Annotated in this window: 25 protein-coding genes and 2 tRNA genes; 13 read left to right on the top strand and 14 right to left on the bottom strand. The window is 43.2% G+C overall.

Annotated features, from left to right (window positions below; genetic code table 11):
- The first annotated feature begins 81 nt into the window (after window positions 1-81).
- From mgtE to CZ794_RS07425, 5 genes are all read left to right on the top strand, one after another.
- Window positions 82-1,485 carry a magnesium transporter gene (gene mgtE / locus CZ794_RS07445; protein WP_227681163.1) on the top strand — a complete coding sequence of 468 codons (1,404 nt, stop codon included), beginning with the start codon at window positions 82-84 and terminating at the stop codon, window positions 1,483-1,485.
- Window positions 1,486-1,554: 69 nt separating this feature from the next.
- A complete protein-coding gene (gene dut, locus CZ794_RS07440) occupies window positions 1,555-2,019 on the top strand; it encodes a dUTP diphosphatase (RefSeq protein WP_087041006.1) in 465 nt (154 codons plus the stop codon).
- Between the two features lie 319 nt (window positions 2,020-2,338).
- The gene (locus CZ794_RS07435; RefSeq protein WP_087041005.1) at window positions 2,339-4,054 is read left to right on the top strand and encodes a phosphomannomutase; all 1,716 of its coding nucleotides are present in this window, start codon (window positions 2,339-2,341) and stop codon (window positions 4,052-4,054) included.
- Between the two features lie 74 nt (window positions 4,055-4,128).
- The gene (gene argB / locus CZ794_RS07430) at window positions 4,129-5,031 is read left to right on the top strand and encodes an acetylglutamate kinase (RefSeq protein ID WP_087041004.1); all 903 of its coding nucleotides are present in this window, start codon (window positions 4,129-4,131) and stop codon (window positions 5,029-5,031) included.
- A gap of 24 nt (window positions 5,032-5,055) precedes the next feature.
- Window positions 5,056-5,289, top strand: coding sequence for a hypothetical protein (locus tag CZ794_RS07425; RefSeq protein ID WP_087041003.1), 234 nt, complete (start codon window positions 5,056-5,058; stop codon window positions 5,287-5,289).
- Between the two features lie 73 nt (window positions 5,290-5,362).
- Here CZ794_RS07425 and CZ794_RS07420 read toward each other — a convergent pair whose 3' ends face one another.
- Both CZ794_RS07420 and CZ794_RS07415 read right to left on the bottom strand, forming a co-directional pair.
- Window positions 5,363-5,746, bottom strand: coding sequence for a hypothetical protein (locus CZ794_RS07420; RefSeq protein WP_256958913.1), 384 nt, complete (start codon window positions 5,744-5,746; stop codon window positions 5,363-5,365).
- A gap of 81 nt (window positions 5,747-5,827) precedes the next feature.
- On the bottom strand, window positions 5,828-6,199 hold the full coding sequence (locus tag CZ794_RS07415; protein WP_087041001.1) for an arsenate reductase: 372 nt from the start codon (window positions 6,197-6,199) through the stop codon (window positions 5,828-5,830).
- Window positions 6,200-6,418: 219 nt separating this feature from the next.
- On the opposite strand from CZ794_RS07415, the gene leuS reads away from it, so the two are divergent.
- From leuS to CZ794_RS07380, 7 genes are all read left to right on the top strand, one after another.
- Complete coding sequence (leuS, locus tag CZ794_RS07410) at window positions 6,419-9,148, top strand: leucine--tRNA ligase (protein WP_087041000.1); 2,730 nt, start codon at window positions 6,419-6,421, stop codon at window positions 9,146-9,148.
- 93 nt (window positions 9,149-9,241) lie between these two features.
- Window positions 9,242-9,961 (top strand): hypothetical protein, encoded by a 720-nt coding sequence (locus tag CZ794_RS07405; RefSeq protein WP_087040999.1) that lies wholly within the window; start codon window positions 9,242-9,244, stop codon window positions 9,959-9,961.
- A gap of 41 nt (window positions 9,962-10,002) precedes the next feature.
- Window positions 10,003-11,079 (top strand): DNA polymerase III subunit delta, encoded by a 1,077-nt coding sequence (gene holA / locus CZ794_RS07400; RefSeq protein WP_087040998.1) that lies wholly within the window; start codon window positions 10,003-10,005, stop codon window positions 11,077-11,079.
- 256 nt (window positions 11,080-11,335) lie between these two features.
- Window positions 11,336-12,667 (top strand): efflux RND transporter periplasmic adaptor subunit, encoded by a 1,332-nt coding sequence (locus tag CZ794_RS07395; RefSeq protein WP_087040997.1) that lies wholly within the window; start codon window positions 11,336-11,338, stop codon window positions 12,665-12,667.
- A 97-nt stretch (window positions 12,668-12,764) separates the two neighbouring features.
- Window positions 12,765-14,762 carry a MacB family efflux pump subunit gene (locus tag CZ794_RS07390; RefSeq protein ID WP_087040996.1) on the top strand — a complete coding sequence of 666 codons (1,998 nt, stop codon included), beginning with the start codon at window positions 12,765-12,767 and terminating at the stop codon, window positions 14,760-14,762.
- A 322-nt stretch (window positions 14,763-15,084) separates the two neighbouring features.
- Window positions 15,085-15,160: transfer RNA gene (locus CZ794_RS07385), tRNA-Lys, on the top strand.
- A 143-nt stretch (window positions 15,161-15,303) separates the two neighbouring features.
- Window positions 15,304-15,379, top strand: a tRNA-Lys gene (locus tag CZ794_RS07380).
- A 58-nt stretch (window positions 15,380-15,437) separates the two neighbouring features.
- On the opposite strand, the gene CZ794_RS07375 is transcribed toward CZ794_RS07380, so the two are convergent.
- Both CZ794_RS07375 and CZ794_RS07370 read right to left on the bottom strand, forming a co-directional pair.
- Window positions 15,438-16,223, bottom strand: a complete 786-nt coding sequence (locus CZ794_RS07375) for an MBL fold metallo-hydrolase (protein ID WP_087040995.1) — start codon at window positions 16,221-16,223, stop codon at window positions 15,438-15,440.
- 286 nt (window positions 16,224-16,509) lie between these two features.
- A complete protein-coding gene (locus tag CZ794_RS07370; RefSeq protein WP_087040994.1) occupies window positions 16,510-18,597 on the bottom strand; it encodes a catalase in 2,088 nt (695 codons plus the stop codon).
- A gap of 423 nt (window positions 18,598-19,020) precedes the next feature.
- Between CZ794_RS07370 and CZ794_RS07365 the strand changes: the two genes are divergently transcribed.
- The gene (locus tag CZ794_RS07365; RefSeq protein WP_087040993.1) at window positions 19,021-19,812 is read left to right on the top strand and encodes a dienelactone hydrolase family protein; all 792 of its coding nucleotides are present in this window, start codon (window positions 19,021-19,023) and stop codon (window positions 19,810-19,812) included.
- A 122-nt stretch (window positions 19,813-19,934) separates the two neighbouring features.
- Here the strand turns inward: CZ794_RS07365 and CZ794_RS07360 are convergent, their stop codons facing one another.
- From CZ794_RS07360 to CZ794_RS07315, 10 genes are all read right to left on the bottom strand, one after another.
- Complete coding sequence (locus CZ794_RS07360; RefSeq protein WP_179207272.1) at window positions 19,935-20,576, bottom strand: DUF938 domain-containing protein; 642 nt, start codon at window positions 20,574-20,576, stop codon at window positions 19,935-19,937.
- A 57-nt stretch (window positions 20,577-20,633) separates the two neighbouring features.
- Window positions 20,634-21,095 carry a flavodoxin family protein gene (locus tag CZ794_RS07355; RefSeq protein WP_087040992.1) on the bottom strand — a complete coding sequence of 154 codons (462 nt, stop codon included), beginning with the start codon at window positions 21,093-21,095 and terminating at the stop codon, window positions 20,634-20,636.
- A 4-nt stretch (window positions 21,096-21,099) separates the two neighbouring features.
- Window positions 21,100-21,513: an OsmC family protein gene (locus CZ794_RS07350; protein ID WP_087040991.1), complete on the bottom strand. Its 414-nt coding sequence runs from the start codon at window positions 21,511-21,513 to the stop codon at window positions 21,100-21,102.
- A gap of 161 nt (window positions 21,514-21,674) precedes the next feature.
- Window positions 21,675-22,850, bottom strand: a complete 1,176-nt coding sequence (locus CZ794_RS07345) for a HEPN-associated N-terminal domain-containing protein (protein ID WP_218778316.1) — start codon at window positions 22,848-22,850, stop codon at window positions 21,675-21,677.
- A gap of 18 nt (window positions 22,851-22,868) precedes the next feature.
- Window positions 22,869-23,699 (bottom strand): TIGR02391 family protein, encoded by an 831-nt coding sequence (locus tag CZ794_RS07340; protein WP_087040990.1) that lies wholly within the window; start codon window positions 23,697-23,699, stop codon window positions 22,869-22,871.
- 187 nt (window positions 23,700-23,886) lie between these two features.
- Complete coding sequence (locus tag CZ794_RS07335) at window positions 23,887-24,306, bottom strand: GFA family protein (protein ID WP_087040989.1); 420 nt, start codon at window positions 24,304-24,306, stop codon at window positions 23,887-23,889.
- 111 nt (window positions 24,307-24,417) lie between these two features.
- Window positions 24,418-24,762 carry a lactoylglutathione lyase gene (locus tag CZ794_RS07330; protein WP_087040988.1) on the bottom strand — a complete coding sequence of 115 codons (345 nt, stop codon included), beginning with the start codon at window positions 24,760-24,762 and terminating at the stop codon, window positions 24,418-24,420.
- Between the two features lie 86 nt (window positions 24,763-24,848).
- Complete coding sequence (locus tag CZ794_RS07325; RefSeq protein ID WP_087040987.1) at window positions 24,849-25,382, bottom strand: (d)CMP kinase; 534 nt, start codon at window positions 25,380-25,382, stop codon at window positions 24,849-24,851.
- A gap of 106 nt (window positions 25,383-25,488) precedes the next feature.
- Window positions 25,489-25,878 carry a DoxX-like family protein gene (locus CZ794_RS07320; RefSeq protein ID WP_087040986.1) on the bottom strand — a complete coding sequence of 130 codons (390 nt, stop codon included), beginning with the start codon at window positions 25,876-25,878 and terminating at the stop codon, window positions 25,489-25,491.
- Window positions 25,865-26,305 carry a thiol-disulfide oxidoreductase DCC family protein gene (locus CZ794_RS07315; RefSeq protein ID WP_087040985.1) on the bottom strand — a complete coding sequence of 147 codons (441 nt, stop codon included), beginning with the start codon at window positions 26,303-26,305 and terminating at the stop codon, window positions 25,865-25,867. The genes CZ794_RS07320 and CZ794_RS07315 overlap by 14 nt, the downstream gene beginning before the upstream one ends.
- Window positions 26,306-26,650 lie beyond the last annotated feature (345 nt).

Below are 26,650 nucleotides of genomic sequence, written 5' to 3'. Positions count from 1 at the left end.
AAAAAAATCAGTAGCGATTTTTTTCAATACTGATTTTTATTGTTGTACTTATTTTCATCTTCTAAAAATACGGGAACCCTTATGTCTACCCCTATGCCTGATCAGGAACGCCCCTCGACGCTACAAGGAGACTACAATCCGGCAGAATACAGTGCCGAGTATAAGCTCCTTTACTTGCAGGGGTTAGTAGCTGACAAGGCCTACGATGCCATCACTGAGTTTTTAGAAAAGCAGTCAGAATATGAAATCGCCAGCTTATTAGAATCTTTCCCTCCCCAAAACCGCCTACTGATTTGGGCGCAAGTGCCTGAGCATCTCAAAGGTGAAGTACTGGCTGAGCTGGATTTTGATACGCGCCAGCCATTGATGGAAAATATCTCATCAAAAGAAATCTCTTTATTCACCCAAGACCTTGATGCTCAAGACATCTCCGAGATTTTAGATACGGTCACTGAAAGCGTTCGTACCTCGGTCATGGCGACCTTGGACGAAGACATCCGTATACAGGTCAATAAGCTCGACACTTATGAAGACTGGGAAGTGGGTAGCTATATGGACCCTGACCTAATTCAAGTCAGAGAAGATGTGAGTCTGTTTGAAGTACAAAATTGGCTACGAGAAAACGATGAGTTGCTCGATGATGAAAGCCAAGAGCTATTGGTGGTCGATCAGAGTCAACAGTTACTTGGACTGCTCAGTTTGGTTGATTTGATTAAACACACTCAAAGCACTTTGGTTTCAGAGCTGATTGATCCTGCCATTACGATCAATGATCGCTTAGACATTCAAGATGCCGCCGCGATTTTTCGCTCAGAAGACATACGTTTTGCCCCTGTCATTAATAGTCATGGTGAGCTGGTTGGTCAATTAAATGGTGAAGACATCATGGAGATTATCCAAGACGATGTCGATAGCACCATGAAGAGCTTGGCTGGTGTTAGTCAAGACGAAGAGCTGTTTGCGCCGATTCTGACCAGTGCCAAAAGTCGGAGCGTTTGGCTGGGTATTAACTTGGGAACAGCATTGCTGGCTGCCGCAGTGATTGGTCAGTTTGAGGCCGTACTAGCAGAAGTGGTCGCGCTTGCCATTCTTATGCCTGTGGTCGCCAGTATGGGCGGTATTGCAGGCTCACAGACACTGACTGTCGTGATTCGTGGTATGGCAATGGGTCAAATCGGGGGGTCTAACCGTTTGTGGCTGCTCAATAAAGAGCTGTGGGTTGGCGCGATAAACGGTATCATATGGGCGATAATCATGGCGTTTATTGCGCAATTATGGTTTCATGATGCTAAAATCAGTGCGGTGATCGGTTTTGCTATTGCCATTAACATGACGGTTGCCAATGTCTCAGGCATCAGTATTCCATTGTTATTAAAACGTATGAATATCGACCCTGCTCTATCTGCTTCCGTTATCTTGACAACGGTCACTGATATCATTGGCTTTATGTCATTTTTGGGCTTAGCCAGTGTGCTGATACTTTGATAAAAATTTGCAACATTAAAACTCATATTTTCTATCTATAAAACCATTAAATTGTTAAGAGAGTGCGTTATGCAAGCTGTACAAGTTAAAGTAGTAAACCCTAAAATCATCGAAGATGAGGCTTTTTCTCTGCCTACTCGCGCCACCGATGGTAGTGCTGGTATTGATTTGCGTGCTTGTATCGATGAGCCTTTAATCATTAAGGCAGGTACCACGCATTTAATCGGTACAGGCCTCGCTGTTTATATCCAAGATCCTAACTATGCAGGCATGATTTTACCGCGCTCAGGTTTGGGTCATAAACACGGTATTGTTTTAGGCAACTTGGTTGGACTCATTGATGCCGATTATCAGGGCGAGCTGATGGTCAGTATTTGGAATCGCAGCCAAGACGACTTTATTCTCAATCCAGCAGAGCGTATGGCGCAGTATGTGGTCGTACCAGTGGCTCGTCCTGAGTTTGAAGTGGTCACAGAATTCAGTGACGAAAGCGCACGCGGTGCTGGTGGTTTCGGCCACTCTGGTCGTCAATAGTGGTCAGTCGTTAATACTAATAAGTCATCAATACTAATAAGTCATCAATACTAATAAGTCATCAATACTAATAAGTCATCAATACTAATAAGTCATCAATACTAATAAGTCATCAATACTAATAAGTCATCAATACTATTAGCCTAGCAATTTTACCAGATTAAACAGTGACGACTCATCGTAGAGTGCTAATATTCACATCGGCTCATAGTATCGATGAGGGCTTTGCCATTATCACTGGCAGCCCTATTTATTCGCAATAATGATTTAAAATAACTGGCTACAACCATACAGATTACGACGATAAGGAGAGTAAGCAATGCCCCCTTTTGCTGCGCAGCAATCCTTATTTCGTGCGTATGATATCCGCGGATCGTACAAGCTGTTTACGCCTTGTTTTATAGAAGCATTGGGCAGGGCTTTTGCTACTCTCTATACAGCTAATTCCAACGACCAACAACAAACGCACTCTAAATCCCTTATCATCGTGATTGGTCATGACGTGCGCTGCGGTAGCGACCGCATTGCTCAAGGACTGGCCCACATCTTGACTCGATATGGCATACAAGTCATCCAGCTTGGGTTGATCACCACCCCTATGATGGCTTTTTGGGCGCAGCAATATCAGGGTCATGGTATTGTTGTGACAGCCAGTCATTCTGCCAAAGACATTTTGGGTATGAAATGGCTAGTAGACCACAAATCTCCTGACAGCAGACAAATTCAGTCCCTTTATCAACAGCTCATCATCAACGAAACAAAAAACCGTCTCAATCGTCAAGCACACTGCCCAGATCAACACACACATCTACACACAATAGACTCAGTCCTCAGTCAGAAACCCATTGATTTAACCAGTGAGCATGTTGCCACAGCTTATATGACTGCCATTACTCAAGTGTTTGCAAAGATTTATCCCTCCGATAAACAAGCTGACAGCCATTTACCCCATCAGCTTGATTTGGTCATTGTCATTGACTGTATGCATGGCGCGACCAGCACACTTGCGCAGCGCTTATTTGAGCGTTTTTGCCGACAAGTCATCATGCTTAATGACACACCAGATGGCAATTTTCCTACTGGTAACCCTGACCCGACTGAACCTTATCGTCTGATTCAGTTACAGCAAAGCGTAATTGCTCACCACGCGGACTTAGGTATGGCGTTTGATGGTGATGGCGACCGTTTGATGATGGTCGACAATCACGGTAACATTGTCAGCTCTGATCACATGCTCTATTTATTGGCACAAGTTGCATTGGCTGAACGCCCACAATCGCTAATGGACTCTCGGCCCACACCGCAAGTTTTATTTGATATCAAGTGCTCTCATCATCTGCCAACCTTGCTGTCTCAGCTTGGCTCAACACCTATACTCAGCAAGACAGGCAGCAGTTTTATGCGTCAACGCATGCAACATGCCGACAGCCCGATTATTTTTGCAGGTGAGTTGTCGGGGCATTTTATATTTAACGACGGCCATTTTATTATTTATGATGACGCCATGTACGCGGCTTTACGTTTACTACATTGGTTAGCAGCCATTGACAGCAAGGATGTTTTGGTTAATATCACTCGATCCTTGCCAGCCACAGTCAGTACGGCGGATCATTATTTGCCAATGCCCAGCACTGCTGACCAAGAGTGCCCTGTTGTAGAGCAATTGGCGAGGCTTTGTCATTATTTACGTAAGCTTGTAGCGACTACTACCGAGAGCGATTTTGGTTATTATCCGTTAGAGACGTGTCCACCATCACTGTGTGAGTGTTCAATAAACACGCATCACATAACGCTTGAACAAGCTCAGCATCTACTGCCAGCAGGTACAAAGCTGAGCTGCATTGATGGCGTACGTTTAGATTTTGCACACGGTTTTGGTGTACTACGTCAATCAAACACCAGTCATAATTTGACAGCGCGCTTCGCTGGTAATACCTTGGCTGATTTAAAAGACATTCAAGCAAAGTTTGCGGCACTGTGTCGCCCATTTGATCAGCAGCTAGCAGAGCAAATTGCCACCATGCCCGCTGAATAGCTGTATTGAGCGGGCATCAATTGAATATGCTAAAAAGAACAACCCATTTAAAACCCACCCTTTAGGAGTTAGGAATGACGCTTAATTTAGATGACGCCAAAAACACCGCTGAAGTATTAACCACCGCGCTGCCTTATATTCAGCGTTATGAGAAGAAACTCATCGTGGTGAAATACGGCGGCAACGCCATGACTGACCCTGAACTCGAAAGCTCATTTGCTCGTGATATCGTCTTGCTAAAAACGGTCGGCATGCATCCAGTCGTTGTACATGGTGGTGGCCCACAAGTAGATAACCTCTTAAAAGAGCTTGGTCGCCAATCTGACCGTATCGATGGCATGCGGGTGACTGATAAAAGCACCATGGACATCGTAGAGATGGTGTTAGGCGGTAGCGTCAACAAATCGATTGTTAGCCTAATTAACAAGCACGGCGGTCGCGCAATTGGCCTCACGGGTAAAGACGCCAATTTGATCCAAGCCAAAAAACTGATGATGGAAAAAATTGGCGCAGACGGTATCGCTGTTCCCGTAGATTTAGGGTTTGTGGGCGACGTAGTGAGTGTCAATAAAGACGTGATCAATATGCTCATTGCCTCTGATTTTATCCCCGTTATCGCACCGCTTGGTGTTGATAAAGAAGGCAATACTTATAACATCAACGCTGATTTGGTCGCAGGTAAAGTCGCTGAGTTTTTACAAGCAGAGAAACTGATGCTATTGACCAATATCAAAGGTGTACTTGGCCGTGATGGCGAAGTGGTGACTGGACTCACCCCCAAGAAAGTCGATGCCTTAATTGAAGATGGTACGATTTCAGGTGGTATGATTCCTAAGATTCAGTGTGCGCTTGATGCCGTACGTAGCGGTGTTAAAAGTGCAGTCATCGTCGATGGTCGCGTCCCTCACGCCACCTTGCTTGAAATCTTTACCAACGAAGGGGTTGGTACACTCATCAGTCGTGAGATAGAGGCTTAATCGAGCGAGCAGTAGGAGATAACCATGTCATTAGCGCTATGGTGTCTGCTTTTCGTATTAGAAAGCATATATTGTTGGTGGATTATCAGCTATGGTGGCGCAAGATGGATAGAAGGCTGGAAATCCTTTTTTATGATTGAATGGTTTGCTCTAAACTGGAACGCCGAGCAGATTCGTCTCTACGTATTAATTATATGGCTGGCAAGTTTGATTTGGTTTATTGCTGGCATCATAAAACCCGAGCTTAGATGGAGCTAAGCTTGGGTTTTTCACATGTTATGTATCAATCTTAGTTTAAAAAACTAATTTTAAAAATATAAGTCTAAAAAATCTAGTAAGCACAGAACTCAACAGCGCTATGGCTGCTGTTACCATATACTTTCATATGATGATTGCCTTTACGCTGAATAAAATAAGAGTTTTCCTTATCATAGCGATCACCACTCAAGCGCCCATTAGGCCCTGTCACATAAGCGACATTGATTTGATCGTCGCCCACATTACGAATGATTAAGTTCTGATCTGGCATGAGCCACAAGCGAAATACTTTTCCGTCTTTGATATTGCCAGTAAAGCTACCGCAATAACTGTCTTTTGCAAAGGTTATCTTAGTGGATGAATCAGCCGCCTGCACGCTGGTCACCATCAAGGGTGCGACTGCCAAAGCCGCTATTATTAACCATTTTTTCATCATTTTATCCTCGTCATTGTACATGCTTAACTACTAAACATAATTCCATTAAAAGTAGCATAAGTTATAATGAGCAAAAGGCATAGCATATTTATGAAAATTTTATTAACAAAGACTGGTGTCGAATACCGCTTCATCATAACCACATACAAGTATCGACGCATTTTGATCATCAAGCGAACCCTCTACTATGGGACGCTTAATCATACTGGTGTTTTCAACCAGTAGCTCAATGGCATTGTCCACGCTGGCATCAGCCGCTTGCTTTTGATTGTCATCGAGTTTGCGCCATGTCGTACCGCGCTTATTGAGTACTTTTTCAATACCAAGTTCGTTAACCCAGCGCTGCACCGTTGCTTTATCGATGCCTTGTTTTTTATAATCATGAAATTCGTAGCTGACGCCTAGTTCATCGAGCTTATTGAACGCTTTTTTCATGGTGCTACAAGACTTTATACCGTAAATGGTGATGGTCATATTTACTCCAACTCAATGCGATTATTTATAAGAATGTCGCTGCATTATACCTAACACTGACCATATGTAGACATACTGTCTCTGCTATCACATGTTTAGCGGTAAACCTGACAAGCAAATACATCATATCGTCGCAATTTTTGCCAAATTACGCTATGCTATGGCATTGTCAAATTCCACCTATTTTTATCAGTATTAACCAATTCTTCCGAGCCGACTATGAGCAATGCCGTGACAGCAGACCAATCTAATACTAACAACAGCCCTATCAGCGCAAATGGCACTTCTAATAACAGCAACCAGTATCAGCCACAACTGATCGAAGCTGCGCAGCAGGCCAAATGGGCAAATGATAAGCGCTATGAAGTGGGTAATGAGCCAAGCGATAAGCCAAGTCGTTACATGCTGTCGATGTTCCCGTACCCAAGTGGCAAGCTGCACATGGGGCACGTGCGTAACTATACCATCTCTGATGTGTTAAGCCGTTACTACCGTCTCAAAGGTTTTGAGGTCATGCAGCCAATGGGCTGGGATGGTTTTGGTTTGCCAGCAGAAAATGCGGCGATTGCCAATCAGACCCCGCCTGCGGCATGGACGTTTGCCAATATTGACAATATGCGCGCACAGCTAAAGCTATTGGGCTTATCCATTGACTGGTCGCGCGAATTTGCCACCTGTAGCCCTGAGTATTATCAGTGGGAGCAGTGGTTATTTTTGCAGTTGTACAAAAAAGGCTTGGTCTATAAAAAGCTGTCTACCGTTAACTGGGATCCGATTGATAATACCGTATTAGCAAACGAGCAAGTCATTGATGGTAAAGGCTGGCGTAGTGGTGCACCAGTCGAAAAACGTGACATTCCTATGTATTACTTCAACATCACCGATTATGCTGATGAGCTACTAGACGATTTGGATCAACTAGAAGGTCATTGGCCGTCTGAAGTATTGACGATGCAGCGCAACTGGATTGGTCGTAGCTCAGGCATGGAAGTACACTTCCCTTATGAGCTTGCTGGTCAAGAAAACACGCTAGATGTGTTCACCACTCGTCCTGACACCTTGATGGGTGTGACTTATGTTGCCGTGGCAGCAGAGCACCCACTTGCACAGTACGCTTCTGAACAAGACGACGTCATCGCGCAGTTCTGTGCCCTATGCAAAAAAGGTTCAGTGGCTGAAGCGGATCTTGCCAAAGCTGAGAAAATCGGTATGGATACGGGTCTTACCGTAACGCATCCTTTAACTGGTGAAGAAGTGCCTGTTTGGGTAGCCAACTATGTATTGATGAGTTATGGCTCAGGTGCAGTGATGGCAGTACCAGCACACGACGAACGTGACTATGAGTTTGCGACCAAATATAACCTCCCTATCAAACAAGTAATCGATATTCCAAACGGTTATTTTGATGAGATAGAAGCTGATGCCAAGGCCAACGATACTCAAGCCAATCTTGCTTATACCGAACGCAATACACTGGTCAATTCAGGTGAATTTGACGGGTTAGCTTTTGAGCAAGCGTTTGAAGCGATGCTGAACAAGCTTGAGCCACAAGAATTGGCTAAGAAAAAAATCCAATATCGTCTGCGTGACTGGGGCGTATCGCGCCAGCGTTACTGGGGTTGCCCTATTCCAATGGTCAACTGTGAGCATTGCGGTACGGTGCCTGTTGAAGAGCAAGACTTACCAGTTGTGTTGCCGACTGATGTCGTGCCTGATGGCCGCGGCAACCCACTCAAAAACATTCCAGAGTTCGTAAACACCACTTGTCCAAAATGTGGCAATCCTGCTGAGCGTGAAACTGATACCTTTGATACCTTTGTTGAGTCAAGCTGGTACTATGCGCGCTTTGCTAGCCCAAACGATGCGCAAAACATGGTCAACAAGTCTGCTGCCAATAAATGGCTGCCTGTTGATCAATATGTGGGCGGTGTCGAGCATGCGGTGATGCATCTATTGTATGCGCGTTTCTTCCACAAGCTGATGCGTGACGAAAACTTAGTCACAGGCGACGAGCCTTTTGCCAATCTAATGACCCAAGGAATGGTACTCGCTGGCACGTTCTATCGCGTCAATGCGGATGGCAGTACGACTTACTATTTTGCAGAAGACATCGACATTGAATTCGATGAGCGCGGACAACCCATCAAGGCACTGTTAAAAGCAGATGGACAACCTGTGACGATTGGTAAAATTGAAAAAATGTCTAAGTCAAAAAACAATGGTGTTGATCCACAGCTTACCATCGATAAATATGGTGCTGACACCGTACGCTTGTACACGTTATTCACCGCACCTGCTGACCAAACGCTTGAATGGTCAGATGACGCGTTAAAAGGCCCTTACAACTTTGTGAAAAAAGTGTGGCGCATTGCAACTGAACACATGCAAGCACTTGCTGATGCAAACTTAAGCCTCGATTCGCTAAACAACGATGCCTTGAATACAGACGATTTGAGCAAAGAAGCCAAAAACTTGCGCCGTAAAACACATGAAACTATTGCCAAGATTGATAATGATTTGGGCGATCGTTTGGCATTGAACACGCCAGTGTCTAGCTTGATGGAGCTTTCTAATGAGCTTGCAAGCTTCAAAGCCAGTAATGAGCAAGATTTGCGCGTACAACATGAAGCCTTGGTTGATTTGCTAACCATGTTATCTGTCTATGCGCCGCATGTGGGCGAGCATTTACTTGAAGCGCTTGGTCTTGAGAGTAGCGCCCTAACTTACCCAGCCGTTGATGAGAATGCGCTCGTACAAGATACCATTACGATGGTGGTACAGGTCAATGGTAAGATGCGCGGTAAGATGGATGTGGCACCGAACAGCGATCCTGAGCAGCTAAAAGTACAAGCACGTACGATGGAAAGTGTGGCAAAATTCATTACGGGCGACATTAAAAAAGAAATCGTCGTTCCTAATAAATTGGTGAATATCGTGGTTGCAGGCTAAGTGCTTTAAATTGAGTACTGTAAAATAAGCACATTGAGCTGAGTATTTTAGCCTTGGCTCTCTAAGCCTTCTTAACATTTAAGGATAGCGATTATGTGGTATAAGCAGAGAGCTGGGCAGTCACCTCATATCAAATTGAGCGCACCCGCCCATCTTGCCAAATCATCAAGCAAACAGAAGCTGGCAGCCGCCCTACTTGCTGCCTTGCCGATGTTTGGTGTCGTTGGTGCAACCGCTGGGCTTAGTGGCTGCGGTTTTCAGCTTCGTGGTTATGATTCTCCAATGTTGTTTGATGCCGCCAAAACAGCAGTGATTATTGAGGACAATAGAATCTCGTTTCCTCTCAAACTGCCGTTGACGCATCGTCTAGAAACGTTAGGTGTCGAGGTTATTGATAACATGACGGTATCTGATGTGATGGCGAATAATAAAAACGTCAATACTGATCCAATTGCCGCCATCAATATCAGTAACGTGCGCTTTAAACGTTATGAGCTGGTGGGTGTTTTGACAGAAATACGCTTGGTATTATCAGCCAATGTCACTTACCAAACGACTGAAAATGGCAAACCCGTTACCTTAACCAACCCGATTCAAGTTGAGCGTAGCTATCAGTATAATGAAGCCTCGGTCAGTACAGACGATCTACAGGGTGATCAGATTCGTGATTGGCTCTATGACAGTCTGGCACGCCGCATCACGGATCAATATGTCGCCATCTCTTTACCTAAAGTGACCTCAAACGGTGCTAGCAAACCAATACCCGTTAGTAATAATGTAGGCTCAACAACCGTTGTGGTGCCAACCCCTTAACGTCTCACGTTCATTTTTCTTAACCTGCGTCTCTCTACTCTATGCAAGATACCTTTATACAAGCCTATCCAAAACTACTACACTCTTCTGTTGTGGTAGCAGGCTTGTGGCTGGCTCATGGAGATGAGCCGCTATTGAGTCAATGGCTTATTGATGCGTTACGGCCACACTGGCGAGCGCAAAACTACGCCGTCAAACGTATCGAGCTGATATCAGTCAAGAGTTGGCAAGAGGTATTGTCAGAGCTTGGCAGTCAATCCCTATTTGATGATGCCAGTGCGTTGATTGTGACTGGCAATCATAAACCAGATAAAGCAGTGATTGAGGCGTTAGAGCGTTTTGCCCAAGAGGCGCAAACGGGCGCCCATACTCATAGCGTGTTATGGCTAACACCAAAGCAAGACAAACGCAGTCAAAGTAGCAAATGGTTTGCGCCATTTGCTCAATATGGTCACGTGATCGACTGTAATTTATACAACGAACAGCAGCGACAACAGCTTTTACAAATACAAGCCCAGCAATTTGGATTACGCTTGTCACAAGAAGCATGGCAGCTGCTTATGTCCCATACTGAGCATCATCTGTTGAGCGCTTACCAAACCTTGTGGCGGCTGTCTTATTTGTTTGCACCGCAACTTGTCAGTCAAAATGAAAACACTGTGCAAACCAGTCGTACATCGCACCCGTCTGATACCAGTGTCGCGCTGGACATAAATGATCTACAAGCGGCCTTGGTCAGTGATGCCCAGTTTAGCGTGTTTGATTTATCAGACGCCATGCTGATGGGCAACAGCGCTCAGGTGGCAAAGATTATGTTTCAGCTTAAAGCCACAGATGAACCAACGACTTTGGTGTTATGGGCAATCAGTAAAGACATGCGTCAAATCATACAATTGATGGATGGACAAGACCCGCAAGCGCTTGGCATTTGGCGTAGTAAACAGGGATTGTATCAGCAGGCCTGTCGTAGGCAATCAAAAGTACGAACTGCCGAGTGGCCCGCCTTACTTTATCGTTGTGACCAAGCTATTAAAGGACTTATTCGCCAGCCTGCATGGGAATTACTACTGCAAACCGCACTTGAGCTGGCTGGAAAGCGTTTGTTTATCACAAGATAAACTTCCTTTTACTCCTCTTGCTGACTTTGAGTATTTACTGACTCTCTTGTACAACCTTTCTTCTCATCATCGCGCCTACACAAATATTATTTTTCCTAAATGTTTACGGCAATTGGCTACTTGACGCCTGTTTTGCCACTACATCCTTACCTTGTCTCACGTTACCTTAACCTTTCTTAAACTAATTCCCATTCCCTTTTACTGATGAAGCCTCTACTATAGCTACATTTGATTTAATTGTGATTGGACTGTTGTTATGCGCAAAATGAGCAAAAAATCTGCTATTAAATGGGGGGTTATCGCCTTAATTGTCATAGCACTCGCGGCCTTGGCTTATCATTTCTTAAAACCAAAAGAAGTCACGCCCAATTATTTGACAGCAACGGCTGAGATTGGTGATATCGAAAACAATGTCATGGCGTCTGGTAAGGTCAAAGCCCTGAACACGGTTGATGTTGGTGCTCAAGTCTCAGGTGAAGTAAAACGTCTTTATGTGGACGTTGGTGATGAGGTGCAGCAAGGCGATTTGATTGCCCAAATCGATCAAGTCACGCAAAAGAACAATCTAAGTAACGAGCAAGCCAGTCTCGAGCAAAGCGTGGCCGCCATACAAAGCGCTAAGGCCGAATCTTTGAGCCGGCAGGCCAGCTTAAAAAGTGCTTATGCCGATCTTGCCAGCCGCCAGTCTGAGCTCAAACAAGCGCAGTCGGACTTTACTCGTTTGAAATCTTTGGTCGCCATTAACGCGATTTCTCAGCAAGAATATGACACTCAAGCAACCAGCGTAGAGACAGCCAAGGCTGCGGTAGCCAATGCCCTTGCTGCTATCGATACTGCCAAAGCTGCAATTGCAACGACTGAGGCCAATATCAACAGCCAAGAAGCAGCTTTGCGCAAATCACAGACCAACGTCAATACAGCTGAAGAAGACCTTAGCTATACCACCATCCGTGCGCCTATGTCAGGCACTGTCGTCTCAATTACCACAGAGCAAGGCACGACCGTTAACGCCAACCAAACTGCACCGACTATCGTGACCTTGGCCGACTTGTCCACGGTGAGAATCAATGCTCAAATATCAGAAGCTGACGTCATCAACGTCAACGCTGGTATGCCCGTTTATTTTAATATTATTGGTAACCCCGATCAAAAGTTTGACTCTGTCCTAAAAGCTGTCGAACCTGCTCCTGAAGTCATCAGTGATACCAGCTCAACCGACTCTGCTATTTATTATGTTGGTTATATCGAAGTGCCAAATACTGAACGACGTTTTCGTATTGACATGACAGCGCAGGTTTATATTGTCATCGATCAAGCAAAAGACGCCCTCCTTATACCAGCAGCGGCCCTACAACCTGTCAGTAAAACCAATAAGTCTCGTGACGCCAATACAGATCCTAATACCAAAACGGCGATGGTACGCGTGCTCAAAGCGGATGGTCAAGTAGTCGAGCAAACCGTAACAACAGGTATTAATAACCGGGTTAGCGTACAGATTCTAAGTGGTTTAAATCAAGGCGATGAGGTGATATTGGGAGAAGAAGGACAAAAAAAGCAACAAGGCGGTAGAGGCATGAGAGGGTTTTAATACCTAGAGAAGCATTTGGTACCAATCTTCATCGCCAAGCACATGACTTGCGATAAGAGCAATTATATAAGCAGCATTGATACAGGCAGCATCGCAAATGAATAGCAAAGAGTCCAGCCCTACTACCGCAGCAGATACTCCATTGATGCAGGTCAAAGGATTGATACGAGAGTTCAAAGCTGGTGAACAAACCATTCGGGTGCTCCATGATATCGATCTGACCATCAACCAAGGTGAAATGGTTGCTATCATCGGTCAGTCAGGTTCAGGTAAGTCAACCCTGATGAATATTCTTGGCTGCTTAGATCAAGCGACTGCTGGTGAATATAAAATTTATGGTCAGTCAGTCAGTCGCTTAGACGCTGATGAGTTGGCTAAGCTACGCCGTGAGCATTTTGGTTTTATTTTTCAGCGTTATCATTTGCTTGGCGATATCAGTGCTCGAGACAATGTCTCTGTCCCTGCCGTTTATGCGGGTATGGATGGACAAGCCCGTAGTGAGCGTGCTGAAAAACTATTAGCAGATTTGGGTTTGGGCGCAAAAGTAAATAATCGTCCTAACCAACTCTCAGGTGGACAGCAGCAGCGTGTGTCCATTGCACGGGCGCTCATGAATGGGGGCGATATCATCTTAGCCGATGAACCCACAGGGGCGCTTGACAGCAAGTCTGGCGAAGATGTGATGAAAATCCTATATGACCTAAACGCTCAAGGTCATACCATCATCATGGTGACTCATGACCCAGGCCTCGCTGCCCAAGCTGAGCGTGTGATTGAGCTAAAAGATGGTTATGTGATTGCAGACTATAAAAACGATCATTATAAATCAACGACCACTCAACCCGCGCCTATCTTAGACAACAATCGCAAGAGTGTTTTTAGCAGCTTTATCGATCGTTTGCTTGAAGCGTTTAAAATGTCACTACTGGCCATGCGTGCCCATAAAATGCGTACCTTGCTTACCATGCTTGGTATTATCATCGGTATTGCTTCAGTGGTATCCGTCGTGGGTCTGGGTAAAGGCTCACAAGCACAAATCCTCACCAATATTAGCTCACTTGGTACCAATACAATTACCGTTCGTGATGGGTATCCTTATGGTGACCCAAGGCGACAATACAACGATGAGAATTTGACCCCACAAGACGCTCAGGCAGTCGAAGACCAACCTTACGTCATTAGTGTCAGTCCTCAACTTGACGCCAATATGAATGTGCGCTATCGCAACATACAAGAGGCTGCAAGTATTAGTGGTGTCGGACAAGACTATCTGAGCGTCAGTGGCGAGACACTGGCGCAAGGTCAAGGCTTTGATGATCAAAGCATTTTACGTCGTACGCAAGACATCATTATTGATGACAATGCCAAAAACACTTTTTTTCCAAATGATGCTGATCCTATTGGTGAAGTGGTATTGATTGGTAGCGTACCGGGACGAGTGATTGGTGTGCTTGAGCCCAACAACAGTGGGTTCGGCGGCGAGGTCGACACCCCGACATTATATATGCCCTATACCACCATGATGTCACGCATCAAAGGCAGTGATAATATTGAAAGCTTCGTCGCGCTCATTGATGACAAGATATCTTCTTCAGCCGCTGAGTCTGCCATCTATCAGTTGATGGAAAGTCGCCACGGTACGGATGATTTTCGCATACGTAATTCAGACTCTATTCGCCAAACCATTGAGTCTACCACAACCGCCATGACGCTCTTGATATCCTCTATTGCCATTATCTCATTAGTAGTCGGTGGTATTGGCGTCATGAACATCATGCTGGTATCCGTGACCGAGCGTACCAATGAGATTGGTGTACGTATGGCGGTTGGCGCACGCCAAAGCGATATCATGCAGCAGTTTTTGATCGAAGCCGTTTTGGTCTGTGTCCTAGGAGGACTAATTGGTATTGGGATGGCATTCGCTATTGGCGAATTGATCAACCGTGTGGGTGGCGATAGTTTCAAAGTGATTTATTCAATGACCTCCATCATCGCAGCTTTTGTTTGCTCGACACTCATTGGCGTGGTTTTTGGCTTCTTGCCCGCCCGCAATGCCGCAAAACTAGATCCTGTTGAAGCACTCTCTAGAGATTAATAACCAATCAAGAGCGTGTTTTTGCTCAAAATGGGAGTCAAAATACGCATATTTATAAAATTCTAGAAAAATTGGGCTTTTTACGTAAGAATTGCACTTTTTTTACGATGCAGGGTTGCAATTGTCAGAATTATATATATAATGTGCTCTCACGTTTAGGGATACAAATTCTCAAAACGATGATAAAAGCTTAATGTCTCTTTTATTATTGACAGCTCAATATGTAAAGCATTAAGTTTTAAGACATGTATTAGATGTCTTATTTTAATAAATTTGCCTTTAAGGAAATTTATCTTGTGAAGCTAATGTTTAATGCTTCTCAGGGCCGATAGCTCAGTTGGTAGAGCAGTTGACTTTTAATCAATTGGTCCCGCGTTCGAGTCGCGGTCGGCCCACCATATTTAGTTTGATGCTTATTAATCGTTCTGCCCTATCCGGTGGTTGATTAACAAGTTTAAAAGATATCGTTAAGGTATCCAGTTTTAATAAGTTTGCCTTTAAGGAAATTTATCTTGTGAAGCTAAGTTTTTAATGCTTCTCAGGGCCGATAGCTCAGTTGGTAGAGCAGTTGACTTTTAATCAATTGGTCCCGCGTTCGAGTCGCGGTCGGCCCACCATATTTAGAAAGCCCCATGACAATATCGTCACGGGGCTTTTTTTTGACTTTATTTTTTGTTATCTGCGATTTTGTTTAAAAACATGACGGTTTCTACTTTTTCGCCACAATAGCTTGTGTTTGATTGTGTCTTTGATCGTACGAGGATGTTTGGGCGCGCCAACAATAAGCCCATCAAAAGTCGCCTCGTCGATAGCCAGCTCACGCCCATGCGCCATCATCACCATAGAAGGCTTTAACTCTTTGACTTTGGTCAGTGACTGAGTATAGACGTTGGGATCATAAATAGGAAAAGGTGCCACAAATTTGTGCCGCAGCTTGATGATCAAATCAGCGGTATATATTTGTCGACTTGGCACATGAAACAAGGACAAATCCCTATCGGTGTGCCCCGGCGTTTCTAATACTTGCCACTCCTCAAACCTTGGCACGTAATCGCCATCGGTCACGGTAATGTCTGGTTTTAGATTTGCTGGGTAATATAAGTTTTTAAATGAGCGCCCTTGACGTCTCGCCACATAATACGCAAGATTTATATCTATAAAGTGCATGGCACGTCCAGCAATGCCGCCGTACCACTGATGTTTTTTATCAGAGGAGACAATCAGGCAGCCTGTCTTTTCTCGGTACTTATTTGCGCCACCAGCATGATCAGGATGCATGTGTGTGACGACGACGACTTTTAAATCCGTGATGGGTCGTTGCAATGTGGATTTGATATAATCGAGCACCATCGGCACATCAGCACGGCAGCCACCGTCCAGCAGCATGATCTTGTCTGGATATATCGCAAGGTAGGTGCTTTGTATATACCCTTCTAGACGTACAATTCTGCATAAACTCATTGGTACCCCTCACCTCCTTTATAATTACTATTATGAGGTTTTATTCAATTTTATAATCGATCTTTAGTATAACGTCCGCCAATTCAAAAAAAACGACTTTGAGTGAACGCTTGTGACTATATATATCCATTAGTGAAAAAGATAATCATAAATAGACCTTATTAAAACTCAACCTTCCATCTAATAACGGATTGCTTTCTGCTCGTATAAAAGCAAAAACCCAGCACTTAGGCTGGGTTTTTTATATCACAAGTATGTTTTATATATTCAAAGCCTGCGCCATCAATTACGCCAAGTCACGTACCTTTGGCTCACGCTCCCACAGACGGGTCTTAGCGTTTTCGATAAAACCAGCAACATCATCAAGCGGCGTTACAAACGCATCTTTTTCGATAGGTAGTTTGCTCAAGATGTGTTCTTCAGTCGCAGGGCAATAAGCAATCGCTTTGCAATGTGCATAAGCATCATTGAACCAATCTAGCGCTGCGCTGTCCATAGCCAGCTTTTTGGCTGGTGGATGCATAATGATACTGACCACAGCGTCAAAGAGCACAGACGGGCCACCAGCAAGACGTTCGTCCGCTTGAATGTGCGTACCATCATCTAACGTCACTTCTTTGTTAGGCGCGACGATTTTCACGGTTGCACCCGCTTCTTTTGCGGCAGTTTCAAACTTCTCAACTTCGCTATGGCTTGAGCCTTCAGCAACCAAGATACCGACCAAGCGGCCTTTCAAACTCTTTGGTGAGATACCGATGGTTTGCAGCGCTTTTGAGGTGCCAAGATCCTGTACAGGAGCGGCGGCGTCTGCTGGCTCTGGCAGTTCCATACCAAGCGCGCTTGCCACACGGTTTGCCAAGTCGTCATCGATATGCGGCAGATGGCTCAGCATCCGCGTGCGTACATGCGCGGTATCTACTTTACCCAGCTCAAAGGCATAAGCGGAGGCAATGTGTGCCTTGCCTGCGTCAGTCTGGCTGCGGTAGAACATACGTGGCTGGCTGTAATGGTCAGCAAAGCTTTCGGCACGGATACGACCTTTTACGCCATCATCCATCTGCTCTTGGAAAGAAGCATAGCCGCGTTTTTCGCTTTCACGTGGACGGCTTGGATCAAGGCTTTGTGGCTCATACATCACGCGCGTTTTTGGTACTTGCATTTGCATGTGACCGTCTTGCTGGTTGTTGGCAAACGGACATTTTGGCGCATTGATTGGAATCTGCGCAAAGTTTGGCGAACCAAGACGCGACAACTGCGTGTCTAGGTAGCTAAATAGACGACCTTGAAGCAGAGGATCATTACTGTAGTCGATACCTGGTACTACGTGCGATGGACAGAACGCCACTTGCTCTGTTTCGGCAAAGAAATTATCTACATTGCGATTCAAGACCATTTTACCAACAATTTTCACCGGTACTAGCTCTTCTGGAATGAGCTTGGTCGCGTCTAAATGGTCAAATGGGAAGTTATTCGCTTCTTCTTCAGTAAATAACTGAACGCCAAACTCCCACTCAGGATACATGCCATTATCAATTGACTCAAACAAGTCGCGGCGATGATAATCAGGATCTGCGCCAGAGATTTTTACGGCTTCGTCCCATGTGGTTGACTGTACGCCAAGTACGGGTTTCCAATGGAAACGTACAAAAGTGCTCTTACCGTCTTTATCAATCAAACGATAGCTGTGAATACCAAAACCTTCCATCATACGTAAGCTACGTGGCAGACCACGATCACTCATCAGCCAGATTAAGTTGTGCATGGTTTCAGGGCTCAATGAGACAAAATCCCAAAACGTATCATGGGCAGATGCCGCTTGCGGGAATCCGCGATCTGGCTCAGGCTTAACCGCATGAATCAAATCTGGAAACTTAATCGCATCTTGGATAAAGAAGATTGGCATGTTGTTACCAACGATATCCCAGTTTCCCTCTTCGGTATAGACTTTTACAGAAAATCCGCGCACGTCACGTGGCGTGTCTTTTGAGCCTTTGTTACCAGCAACGGTCGAAAAACGGGTAAAAAGTGGCGTTTGTTTACCAGTCTCGGTAAGGATTTTGGCCGTTGTATACTCTTCTAATGATTCCGTCAGCTCAAAATAGCCATGTGCCGCACTACCGCGAGCATGGACGATACGCTCAGGGACACGCTCATGGTCAAAGTGGTTGATCTTTTCACGCAGTACAAAATCCTCTAACAACGTAGGTCCACGTGAACCTGCTTTTAGAGAGTTTTGATTGTCAGAAATAGGCACGCCTTGCTGCGTCGTTAATACTTTGGTGTCATCGCCTGCGCGCTGATGGGTTTCACCACCATTACCACGCTCAGAATTCATGTCTTTGGCTGGGTCGGTATGATCGATATTATTATTCATAAAACATCCTAGCTAATGAGTAAAATGGTCGTTTTTAGACCATTAAAATTGTGCTTACACAGGTGTTGTATCCTTTGGGATAATACTGACTTCATCTGTCGATTATTTGTCTGTGCTGCTGCATGACCAATTATTAAAAAAGATAAAGGAATAAAAGGCATACGGCTTATCTTACCCAAAAACTAAGTCGCTTATAGTTGCGTATATAGTGAACCTTGTTGATGTTTGGTTAAAGTTTACGTGCGCAGTCCCTCAACCACTTGACGGCTTTTGAACGCGTCTAAACATTAACAATCCAATCTTGTAATGTAGTTATTCTTTAAGGTATGCTTTTATGACGTCCCAAAATTATCGATAATGATAGTGGCATGGTGTTTAGCCATCTCTTTATCGCCTTCTTATACAACTATAAGGCTATCTACTATGCGACCAACATCAAATGTTTTATCCAAAAAATCTTATTGCACATTGCTGGCGAGTGCATCAATGGGCGTCATGGCATTGACATTCAGTCAGACGGCAGCTGCCATCACCACCAAAAATGTTACTTATACTGTCGATGGCCAAGCCTATGAAGGCTATTATGCCAAAGCCGACAAGCCCAACGCCCCTTTTATCTTACTGATTCATGATTGGGATGGTCTGACCGACTATGAGCGCAAACGCGCGGATATGTTAGCGAATGAAGGCTATAATGTACTGGCCGCAGATATGTTTGGACAAGGTATTCGTCCGACCTCCGTTGAAGAAAACAAGCGCTTAACGGGTGCTCTATATGATGACCGTAGTAAAATGCGCCGCATACTAGAAGGTGCGTTGAATGCAGGTCGATTACAAGGTAATGATGTGCGTGAAGGTGTGACCATGGGATATTGTTTTGGCGGTACGGTGGCATTAGAGTTGGCACGTTCAGGTTTCCCGCAAAAAGCTTTTGTGCCTTTCCACGGTGCTTTTGATATCCCAACGGGACAGAACTATGGTAAAACCACAGGAGAGATTTTGGTATTTCATGGTTCTGCCGATGAGTCCGTGTCTCTAGAGAGTTTTGCGACTTTAGGCAAAACGTTAGAAGCAGCCAAAGTACCTCATGAAATGATTACTTACAGCGGCGCACCACATGCCTTTAGCGTGTTTGGAAGTGATCGTTACGATGCACGTGCGGATGAGCGTTCTTGGAAACGGTATTTGGATTTTTTGGCAGATGAATATAAATAATTTAGCAGCCTAAAAAGTATCAGGCATCGTATATCAGTAACTATATAAGTAATTTAAAAAAAGACACCTCTATTACGATCCTATAACGATCCACTGAGGTGTCTTTTTACGTTTTTAATTATTTAATCTTTTTGAAAGACCAATATCTGATTATTGGCAGGCAACGCATAAGTATTGCTCAGCGTCAGATCATGCTGACTTGCTAATGCGACAATATCTTCTTTATGACGAATACCGCTTTTTGGATCGCGCTGACGCAGGTTTATGTCAAACTGTTGATTGCTGGCACTCGTATAATGACCATTTTCGTTAAAAGGGCCATAGGCAATGAGTTTACCACCTATAGGCAAGGTATCACCTGCCAACGCAAATAAGCGCTCTACCAACGACCATGCAATGATATGTAAGGTATTGGCAGTAAACAGCGCATCATAAGGTGTATGACTATCTGTATTGACCGGTATGGGATCACTAGACAAGTCAAATGCCAATGGCGCATACAAGTTAGACGCAGGATACGCGTTATGCCATGCATGAATGGCACTGTGATTGGCTAATACATCACTGGTCTGCCATATTAGGTGCGCGAGTCTCGGCGCAAAATACACGCTATGCTGACCCGTTCCAGAACCCACTTCTAACACGTGGGACGTCTCTGCCAATTCTTTTTGTAAAACCGATAAAATGGGTTGTTTGTTGTTTTCACAAGCCTGAGAAAACGGTAACGCCTCAGAGGGCATAAAATCAGTATTGCTATATATCATCGTATTTTCACTTCTTATATGACAAATGGCACCACATAGATAACAATGTTTATGATGCTAATAAATCCCAGCTTCTACTCCCGCCGCAAGTGTCATCGCCAGCGTCTCTACTTGCTGGGTGAAGTCATCCTGCCACGCGCCTTGTAATATCAGCGCGTCTTGTATCCATGACCAACGTAAACCCGTCGTAATCGTCTTTAGCGCACGCTTAGTACCCGTACCATCCTGCCCTGCTCGAATGTATACAGCAAATGGCAACCCCTGCTTCTCCTCTAACACAGGATAATAACAACGATCAAAAAAGTCTTTGGTCAGCCCTGCCATATACGCAAGGTTCTCAGTCGTTCCCAGTAATAGCGCATCGGCAGCCAGCACGTCTTCTGGCTGTGTGTCTTGCGGTGACTTGAAAATGACATTGATAGCTATATCAGGATGATTGGCGCCCTTGTAGGCTGCTTGAGCCAACTTTTCAGTATTGGGTGATGGTGCATGAGCGACAATCAATAACGTTTTTGCCATAGTCTTAGAGTTCACGCGCAGTGCGGAATGTGAGGTTCTGCGTGATATCAGGATGAATGCTGTTGGCGACTGGACAAGTCAATGCGGTGTTATAAAAGATCGTTTGCGTTCTATCATCAAGCTCTCTGTTAAACGTCACGATGATATGGATCTCGCTCACGCGTCTTGGATCAGCGGCCATGATTTTGGTCACTTCAGCCGTGGTGCCTGTGAGGTCAATATCCATGTCACGGGCTTTGATACCGATAATGGTCAGCATACAACTTGCTAAACTGGTGGCTAGCAAATCCGTTGGTGAAAATGCCTCGCCCTTGCCTTGGTTGTCCGTTGGTGCGTCGGTGATGATTTCATTGTTCGATTGCAAATGAATGGCGGTGGTACGCAAATCGCCTTGGTAAGTTACGTTTGATGTGGTCATGGGGGTTCTCTAGTAAATGGAGTTAAGTATTAAAATATAGTAGTCACGGGGATAATATCAATAGTATCATTGCTTACAACTCTTATCGTAGGTTGTGTGATATTACCTTTCTTATATTCAAGTGCAATGCCATGAGTTGCAAAGTACCAATAATTAACTTGTTAGCAATTTTTTTTGATAGATACCAATTCAAAACTCTTTTCTAGTGACTCATTCTCTGAATCAAATATCGCAATATTAATACCATTAGGATTCTTCACACTGCTATAACGCAATCCTAAAATAGGCTGCGCATTTTCAGTTTGGAATCTGAATCTAAAATACTCTGATACAATTTGTGTCGGTACATATTCAACATGCTCTCTACCATCCTTTATAACAGGTAGCGTCAACTCATCTACAAACGAATGAAGAAATGACATATTTTGCCTAGCCTCATACTTTTCAGGCTCGAAAATACTTGGTATTTCTGGTATATCAACAAAGTCTACAACTTGAATATCTTTTATTAACCTAAATTTAGCAATTGACCATGCTGTCGCATCTGTGATTACTTCTTTTTCAGCTGTATTTTGGTCATAGGCCACATAGAAATAAGAAATACCAGCTGGATTCATACGACCAGCACTAGCTTTTCCTTTTGGAGGTACGCCAATATCGCAAAATTTTGTGAAATCATCCCTTTCTTGGTTGACCCTGACTCGATAAAACTCAGTTCCAGCCGGAATAGTAGTAACAAGTTTTTCTTTATTACAAAGTGTTCCAAGAGCATTTAGCATACTTGAAACAGAAATATAATCAGGTCTACCAGATGAGTATTCATCTTCAGGTTCAGACAAAAATAAATAGCGCGTTTTGTATAGAACTTGATTTTTAAAAGCCGACCAACCATATGATAATGCTGAAGACGAACTTTCAATAGACCAGTCATTTTTGACATGCTCTACTAAATACATACTCGAATCAGAGCTGCTTATTAAATCTTTGCAAAACTCTCCACACCAACCAGGGTCAAAATGCTCAATAATTTCTGATATAGTCGTTTCTGGTATCAACCATTCTTTTTCAACCCATGGCATACCTACATCTTGCGCATCTGCATAATACTGAAATATTGAGTCATATATTCGTTTCATCACTACATTATATGGAGCGGCGATCAAATCACTTTCTTCATTCTCTTCTCCACAATAGGAACATGAGTTTGAACTAAGATTATTAGCGACTAGACTAACGAGTTCATCATCTAAAACACAGTCTGCACATATCGATTTGTTAAGCTCACTAAGCTGAGGCGACTCATGCATAGTAATCGATAAGTCTGAAAAATATCCCAAATCTTCCTCCTTTCGCTATTACGCGTATCTAACAACCGCCTCACTTTCCAAAACAAACAACTGATTAATCAACATAAACTCTCTAATATCATCACTTAGATTGTGACGAGGCTCTTGATGTGCTCGATTGTTGCGATAAGCCATAAAAGTATCAGAAAATAAAGAAGCCCGTCCTATAGATTCGCCTGAGTTTAAGTCCTTCCAATGCAATATTGAGTCATTAACTTGAAAGGCTTTCTTAAGTAACTTAGTACTGCTTTCATTATGCAAGCCTGTACGCTCTCTAACGATAGATTCCAGCTTTCGGTATGCACCCATAATTGCATTGTCTGGATTCTTATCAAAATCTAATGCTAGCTCGATCAGTCGTGGGTCAAGAAGTGCCATAGGAATAGTAAGCGGAAACTCACTAAAAATACTGCGCTCATGTTCCTTATAGAGATAAACAGACTCATACCACCTAGCAGGACGCACTGGATTAATACTATTGATATATTCTAAGTCTTTCACAGTTAAACTTGAATTGGAGATACGTTCAAAAATCGACTTTGAAATGATGTATTCATTAATACTGTCTGTATAGTTGCGCAATAGGTTTAAGACGAATGCATATCCTTTCGGGGCTTCTCCATTATAACCAGAAGCAAAACCACCTTTAATAATGACCTGAATATCATATCTCAGGGTTAGCAATAGCGCATGAGCATGTGAGTAAGTTTCTTCAAAAGTGAGTATTTTTACGTCTTTTATGTCTTCACCAGCATGTATAAGCTGTATGATGGCTGCTTTACATATCTGTGTGACACCACTGTCACCTAGATATTGAATACCCGCAAATTTAGATTTCACTTTTTCCTCACCTCAATTACCTAATGCAGAGAGTAGCTGTAGCCTCTGGAATAAAACTATATTTATACCCAGTGATAAGAAAGAAGCCGAAAAACAAATTTTCTGCCTAAAGTTTTATAAGTGTAAGTTAATCATTTTTAGACTGATTGTCTGACGTAGCTTGGAACACCAATCTTATATAAGTAAACTACAACAAGCTATTAAGCGCTTCTAGACTCTCAGGCCCACCATCCAGTCGAACACACTCAACAGCATCTTGTTCCCAAGTGGCGGCTGATTCTATATGCAGATGGACAGACACTTTTGAAGCAACTGGTTCATTGAGCAAACCCGCCGGAACCCAAACCATACCACTGTCTCTTAAGCTATTCGGAACCAGACTGCCACACACTGAGCAAAAATCACTTCTGTAACCACTCGGCTTTTTATACGATTTAATGTCGCTTTCACCTGATATCCAACGAAAAGCCTTGTCCTGCACAAAAGTAGCAGTGTTGGCTGATGCTCCAGTGGCTTTGCGACACAAGGAGCAGTGGCATTGATAAAAGTTTCGAATCTTCTCCGAAATCTCAAATTTTACATTACCGCAGAGACACTCACCTTTCATTAATCATTCCTTCAAAATTTGATGCTTTATTATTTTTTGAAATGCGACAATACATATAGTACCGCATGAGTAATATATCAGATATTAGAAATTACCTTAAAGATACGTCTGCTAACTACTAAACTCCGTAATATGTAGCAGCTCACTCGCGGGTCCCCACAAGTAAAACACCTTGCCCCACACCTCTTGTTCAATAGGCGCGATTCTTGTCTTATGCTCAGAGCTTGAACATATATTGAAGGCTTCTTCGATATCTGAAACGCAGATTTGCAGCATAAAATTATCTGCCAATTCTTGATTATAAAAGCGTTGCAAATATAAAGAACACGATCCGTTTTGAAAGAGTGTCAAATCATCGGTTATGAACTCAGGCTTAAAACCAATGTCTGCATAAAATGATCTTGAGATTTCATAGTCCTTACTAGGTACAAACACTTTTATATCAGTAACATTCATAATCATTTCCAGAAGTAGTTAAAGCTGCATTAAAATTTTTACTAATGGTAGCGCTAAATATGAAATAAACCCGACTAAGCTTACTGCTATAGGTTTAACTCATCTATAAATTTCTTAGCCATTTTTGGACTTGTCAATCTTACAAATTCTATATGATTATATTTAGGATCATTGAACATCTCAGTATAACGGACACGGTTGCGCTTATACGTTTTTAGCGTCCAAATGATGATTGAATCACGACTAAAAAATGATTTGCGGAACGTTTCAATATTTCCAGTGTCATCCCAAAGCTCAGTTTTCGTTATTGAGCGAATAAAGGCACGTTTGATTGCTTGATAGACCGTACGAGGAAACGAGTAATCTATCCATATAACCTGATCAATATCAGCCCATTTTATAGCAACTGTCCTATTATAATTACCATCGAGCACCCAAGCGTCCTGCGAAAGGCAACTTTTAAGTTTGGCAAAAAATTCTTCATCCGTAGATTCTTGCCAATTGGGTTTCCAAAACATCGCATCCATTTCAAGATACCGATAACCCAATTTTTTCGCTAGCATAAGGCTAAAAGTAGATTTTCCACTGCCACTGGTTCCTACCACATTGATTTTTTTCATAGCTTTGCGCCTAAAATACTTCTCAAACATACGATACTAAGCTAAATAAGGTTTTATTCAAGTTCTACATATAAGACATTAAAGCGAATGATCAAATATCTATCAACTAGATCTTTTGATTGTCATGCGTAAACCAGATTAGATAACAAAACCCCAGCCCTAATACATTGGTAGTAACAGGATTGAAAGCATCAATTAAATATTTTGGACTGACCAAACTTACAAAGAGTAGTAGCAACAATAAAACGATCACTGCTATATAAACTGGAATAATAGATTTTTTAAAGAATAGAATTGAGCAGCCTAAAATCATCTCACCTATGCCAACTATTGGAGAAATAATATTAGCTGAGATATTAAGACCACTCAGTGAAGCTAAATGAATTTCAATTGAGCTTAGCCATAGTATTTTGGGCACTAAGCCATGATAAATAAATAAGAAGCCGAGTGATAATCTGCTGATAAATGAGACATGAGTAAGTTTATAGTTTTGCATTTAAAAAGCGCGTCTTATGATCTGGCGATGGCAAAGTACAATAGTCATATTTACCGAAGAGGCTATAGCGATTTAACGCAATACGATCATACATCCAATCACGTACTGGCCTTGGAATAACGTTAAAGATACAAGCCATTTTCCACGGAAAACCTAGCTTTGTCATTACTTGAAAAAAAGCATCGCTTTTTTGGAATGACTGATTACCTTCTACATAGAGCATCGTCTCATAAGAATCGATAGGTAGGCCAAAATGAAGCAGTATTGCTTGCCCCTCTTCTGACTGTACGCTACACAACTTAAAAAGGCGGTGTTTATCATGTTTGATGATGAAGTTACTCCATGCGTTGCACAGCTTGCAAACATCATCAAAGAGAATAACTCTATCTGAAGCGCTGATATAAGGAGGGAGTTTGTCTGTATTCATGGTTTTGTTCTTTGAAATGATAATGTAGCATTAACCAAAGTTAGCACTAATCTCTCAGAGCAACAATATAAATACAAACTTTGAATCGACTTTATTCAATTAATAACTGAATATCTGAAAGACTGATAATAAACAAAGCATAAGATAAAGACATGCTGAATATCAGCATAATGGAAACAACCATATGAGATATAAATAGTAAATAAAACGAATATAATTGGCAGCAAGTGTAAAGCGCAGAATTATCAGAATAGCACACAAAGAAAAGCCCCCTGATACGTTAGTATCAGGGGGCTAGTCAGAATAGAGAGCTGACGATGACCTACTCTCACATGGGCGAACCAC

This window comes from Psychrobacter sp. JB385 (genome assembly GCF_900163785.1).
Taxonomy (GTDB): Bacteria; Pseudomonadota; Gammaproteobacteria; order Pseudomonadales; family Moraxellaceae; genus Psychrobacter.
Note: the sequence above shows the minus strand (reverse complement) of the source record. Positions and strands in the feature narration are given on the sequence as shown.

Excerpts from the sequence above, each read along its gene's own strand:
- mgtE (WP_227681163.1), top strand. The coding sequence starts at position 82 with ATGTCTACCCCTATGCCTGATCAGGAACGCCCCTCGACGCTACAAGGA.
- dut (WP_087041006.1), top strand. The coding sequence starts at position 1,555 with ATGCAAGCTGTACAAGTTAAAGTAGTAAACCCTAAAATCATCGAAGAT.
- CZ794_RS07435 (WP_087041005.1), top strand. The coding sequence starts at position 2,339 with ATGCCCCCTTTTGCTGCGCAGCAATCCTTATTTCGTGCGTATGATATC.
- argB (WP_087041004.1), top strand. The coding sequence starts at position 4,129 with ATGACGCTTAATTTAGATGACGCCAAAAACACCGCTGAAGTATTAACC.
- CZ794_RS07425 (WP_087041003.1), top strand. The coding sequence starts at position 5,056 with ATGTCATTAGCGCTATGGTGTCTGCTTTTCGTATTAGAAAGCATATAT.
- CZ794_RS07420 (WP_256958913.1), bottom strand. The coding sequence starts at position 5,746 with ATGTACAATGACGAGGATAAAATGATGAAAAAATGGTTAATAATAGCG.
- CZ794_RS07415 (WP_087041001.1), bottom strand. The coding sequence starts at position 6,199 with ATGACCATCACCATTTACGGTATAAAGTCTTGTAGCACCATGAAAAAA.
- leuS (WP_087041000.1), top strand. The coding sequence starts at position 6,419 with ATGAGCAATGCCGTGACAGCAGACCAATCTAATACTAACAACAGCCCT.
- CZ794_RS07405 (WP_087040999.1), top strand. The coding sequence starts at position 9,242 with ATGTGGTATAAGCAGAGAGCTGGGCAGTCACCTCATATCAAATTGAGC.
- holA (WP_087040998.1), top strand. The coding sequence starts at position 10,003 with ATGCAAGATACCTTTATACAAGCCTATCCAAAACTACTACACTCTTCT.
- CZ794_RS07395 (WP_087040997.1), top strand. The coding sequence starts at position 11,336 with ATGCGCAAAATGAGCAAAAAATCTGCTATTAAATGGGGGGTTATCGCC.
- CZ794_RS07390 (WP_087040996.1), top strand. The coding sequence starts at position 12,765 with ATGAATAGCAAAGAGTCCAGCCCTACTACCGCAGCAGATACTCCATTG.
- CZ794_RS07375 (WP_087040995.1), bottom strand. The coding sequence starts at position 16,223 with ATGAGTTTATGCAGAATTGTACGTCTAGAAGGGTATATACAAAGCACC.
- CZ794_RS07370 (WP_087040994.1), bottom strand. The coding sequence starts at position 18,597 with ATGAATAATAATATCGATCATACCGACCCAGCCAAAGACATGAATTCT.
- CZ794_RS07365 (WP_087040993.1), top strand. The coding sequence starts at position 19,021 with ATGCGACCAACATCAAATGTTTTATCCAAAAAATCTTATTGCACATTG.
- CZ794_RS07360 (WP_179207272.1), bottom strand. The coding sequence starts at position 20,576 with ATGATATATAGCAATACTGATTTTATGCCCTCTGAGGCGTTACCGTTT.
- CZ794_RS07355 (WP_087040992.1), bottom strand. The coding sequence starts at position 21,095 with ATGGCAAAAACGTTATTGATTGTCGCTCATGCACCATCACCCAATACT.
- CZ794_RS07350 (WP_087040991.1), bottom strand. The coding sequence starts at position 21,513 with ATGACCACATCAAACGTAACTTACCAAGGCGATTTGCGTACCACCGCC.
- CZ794_RS07335 (WP_087040989.1), bottom strand. The coding sequence starts at position 24,306 with ATGAAAGGTGAGTGTCTCTGCGGTAATGTAAAATTTGAGATTTCGGAG.
- CZ794_RS07330 (WP_087040988.1), bottom strand. The coding sequence starts at position 24,762 with ATGAATGTTACTGATATAAAAGTGTTTGTACCTAGTAAGGACTATGAA.
- CZ794_RS07325 (WP_087040987.1), bottom strand. The coding sequence starts at position 25,382 with ATGAAAAAAATCAATGTGGTAGGAACCAGTGGCAGTGGAAAATCTACT.
- CZ794_RS07320 (WP_087040986.1), bottom strand. The coding sequence starts at position 25,878 with ATGCAAAACTATAAACTTACTCATGTCTCATTTATCAGCAGATTATCA.
- CZ794_RS07315 (WP_087040985.1), bottom strand. The coding sequence starts at position 26,305 with ATGAATACAGACAAACTCCCTCCTTATATCAGCGCTTCAGATAGAGTT.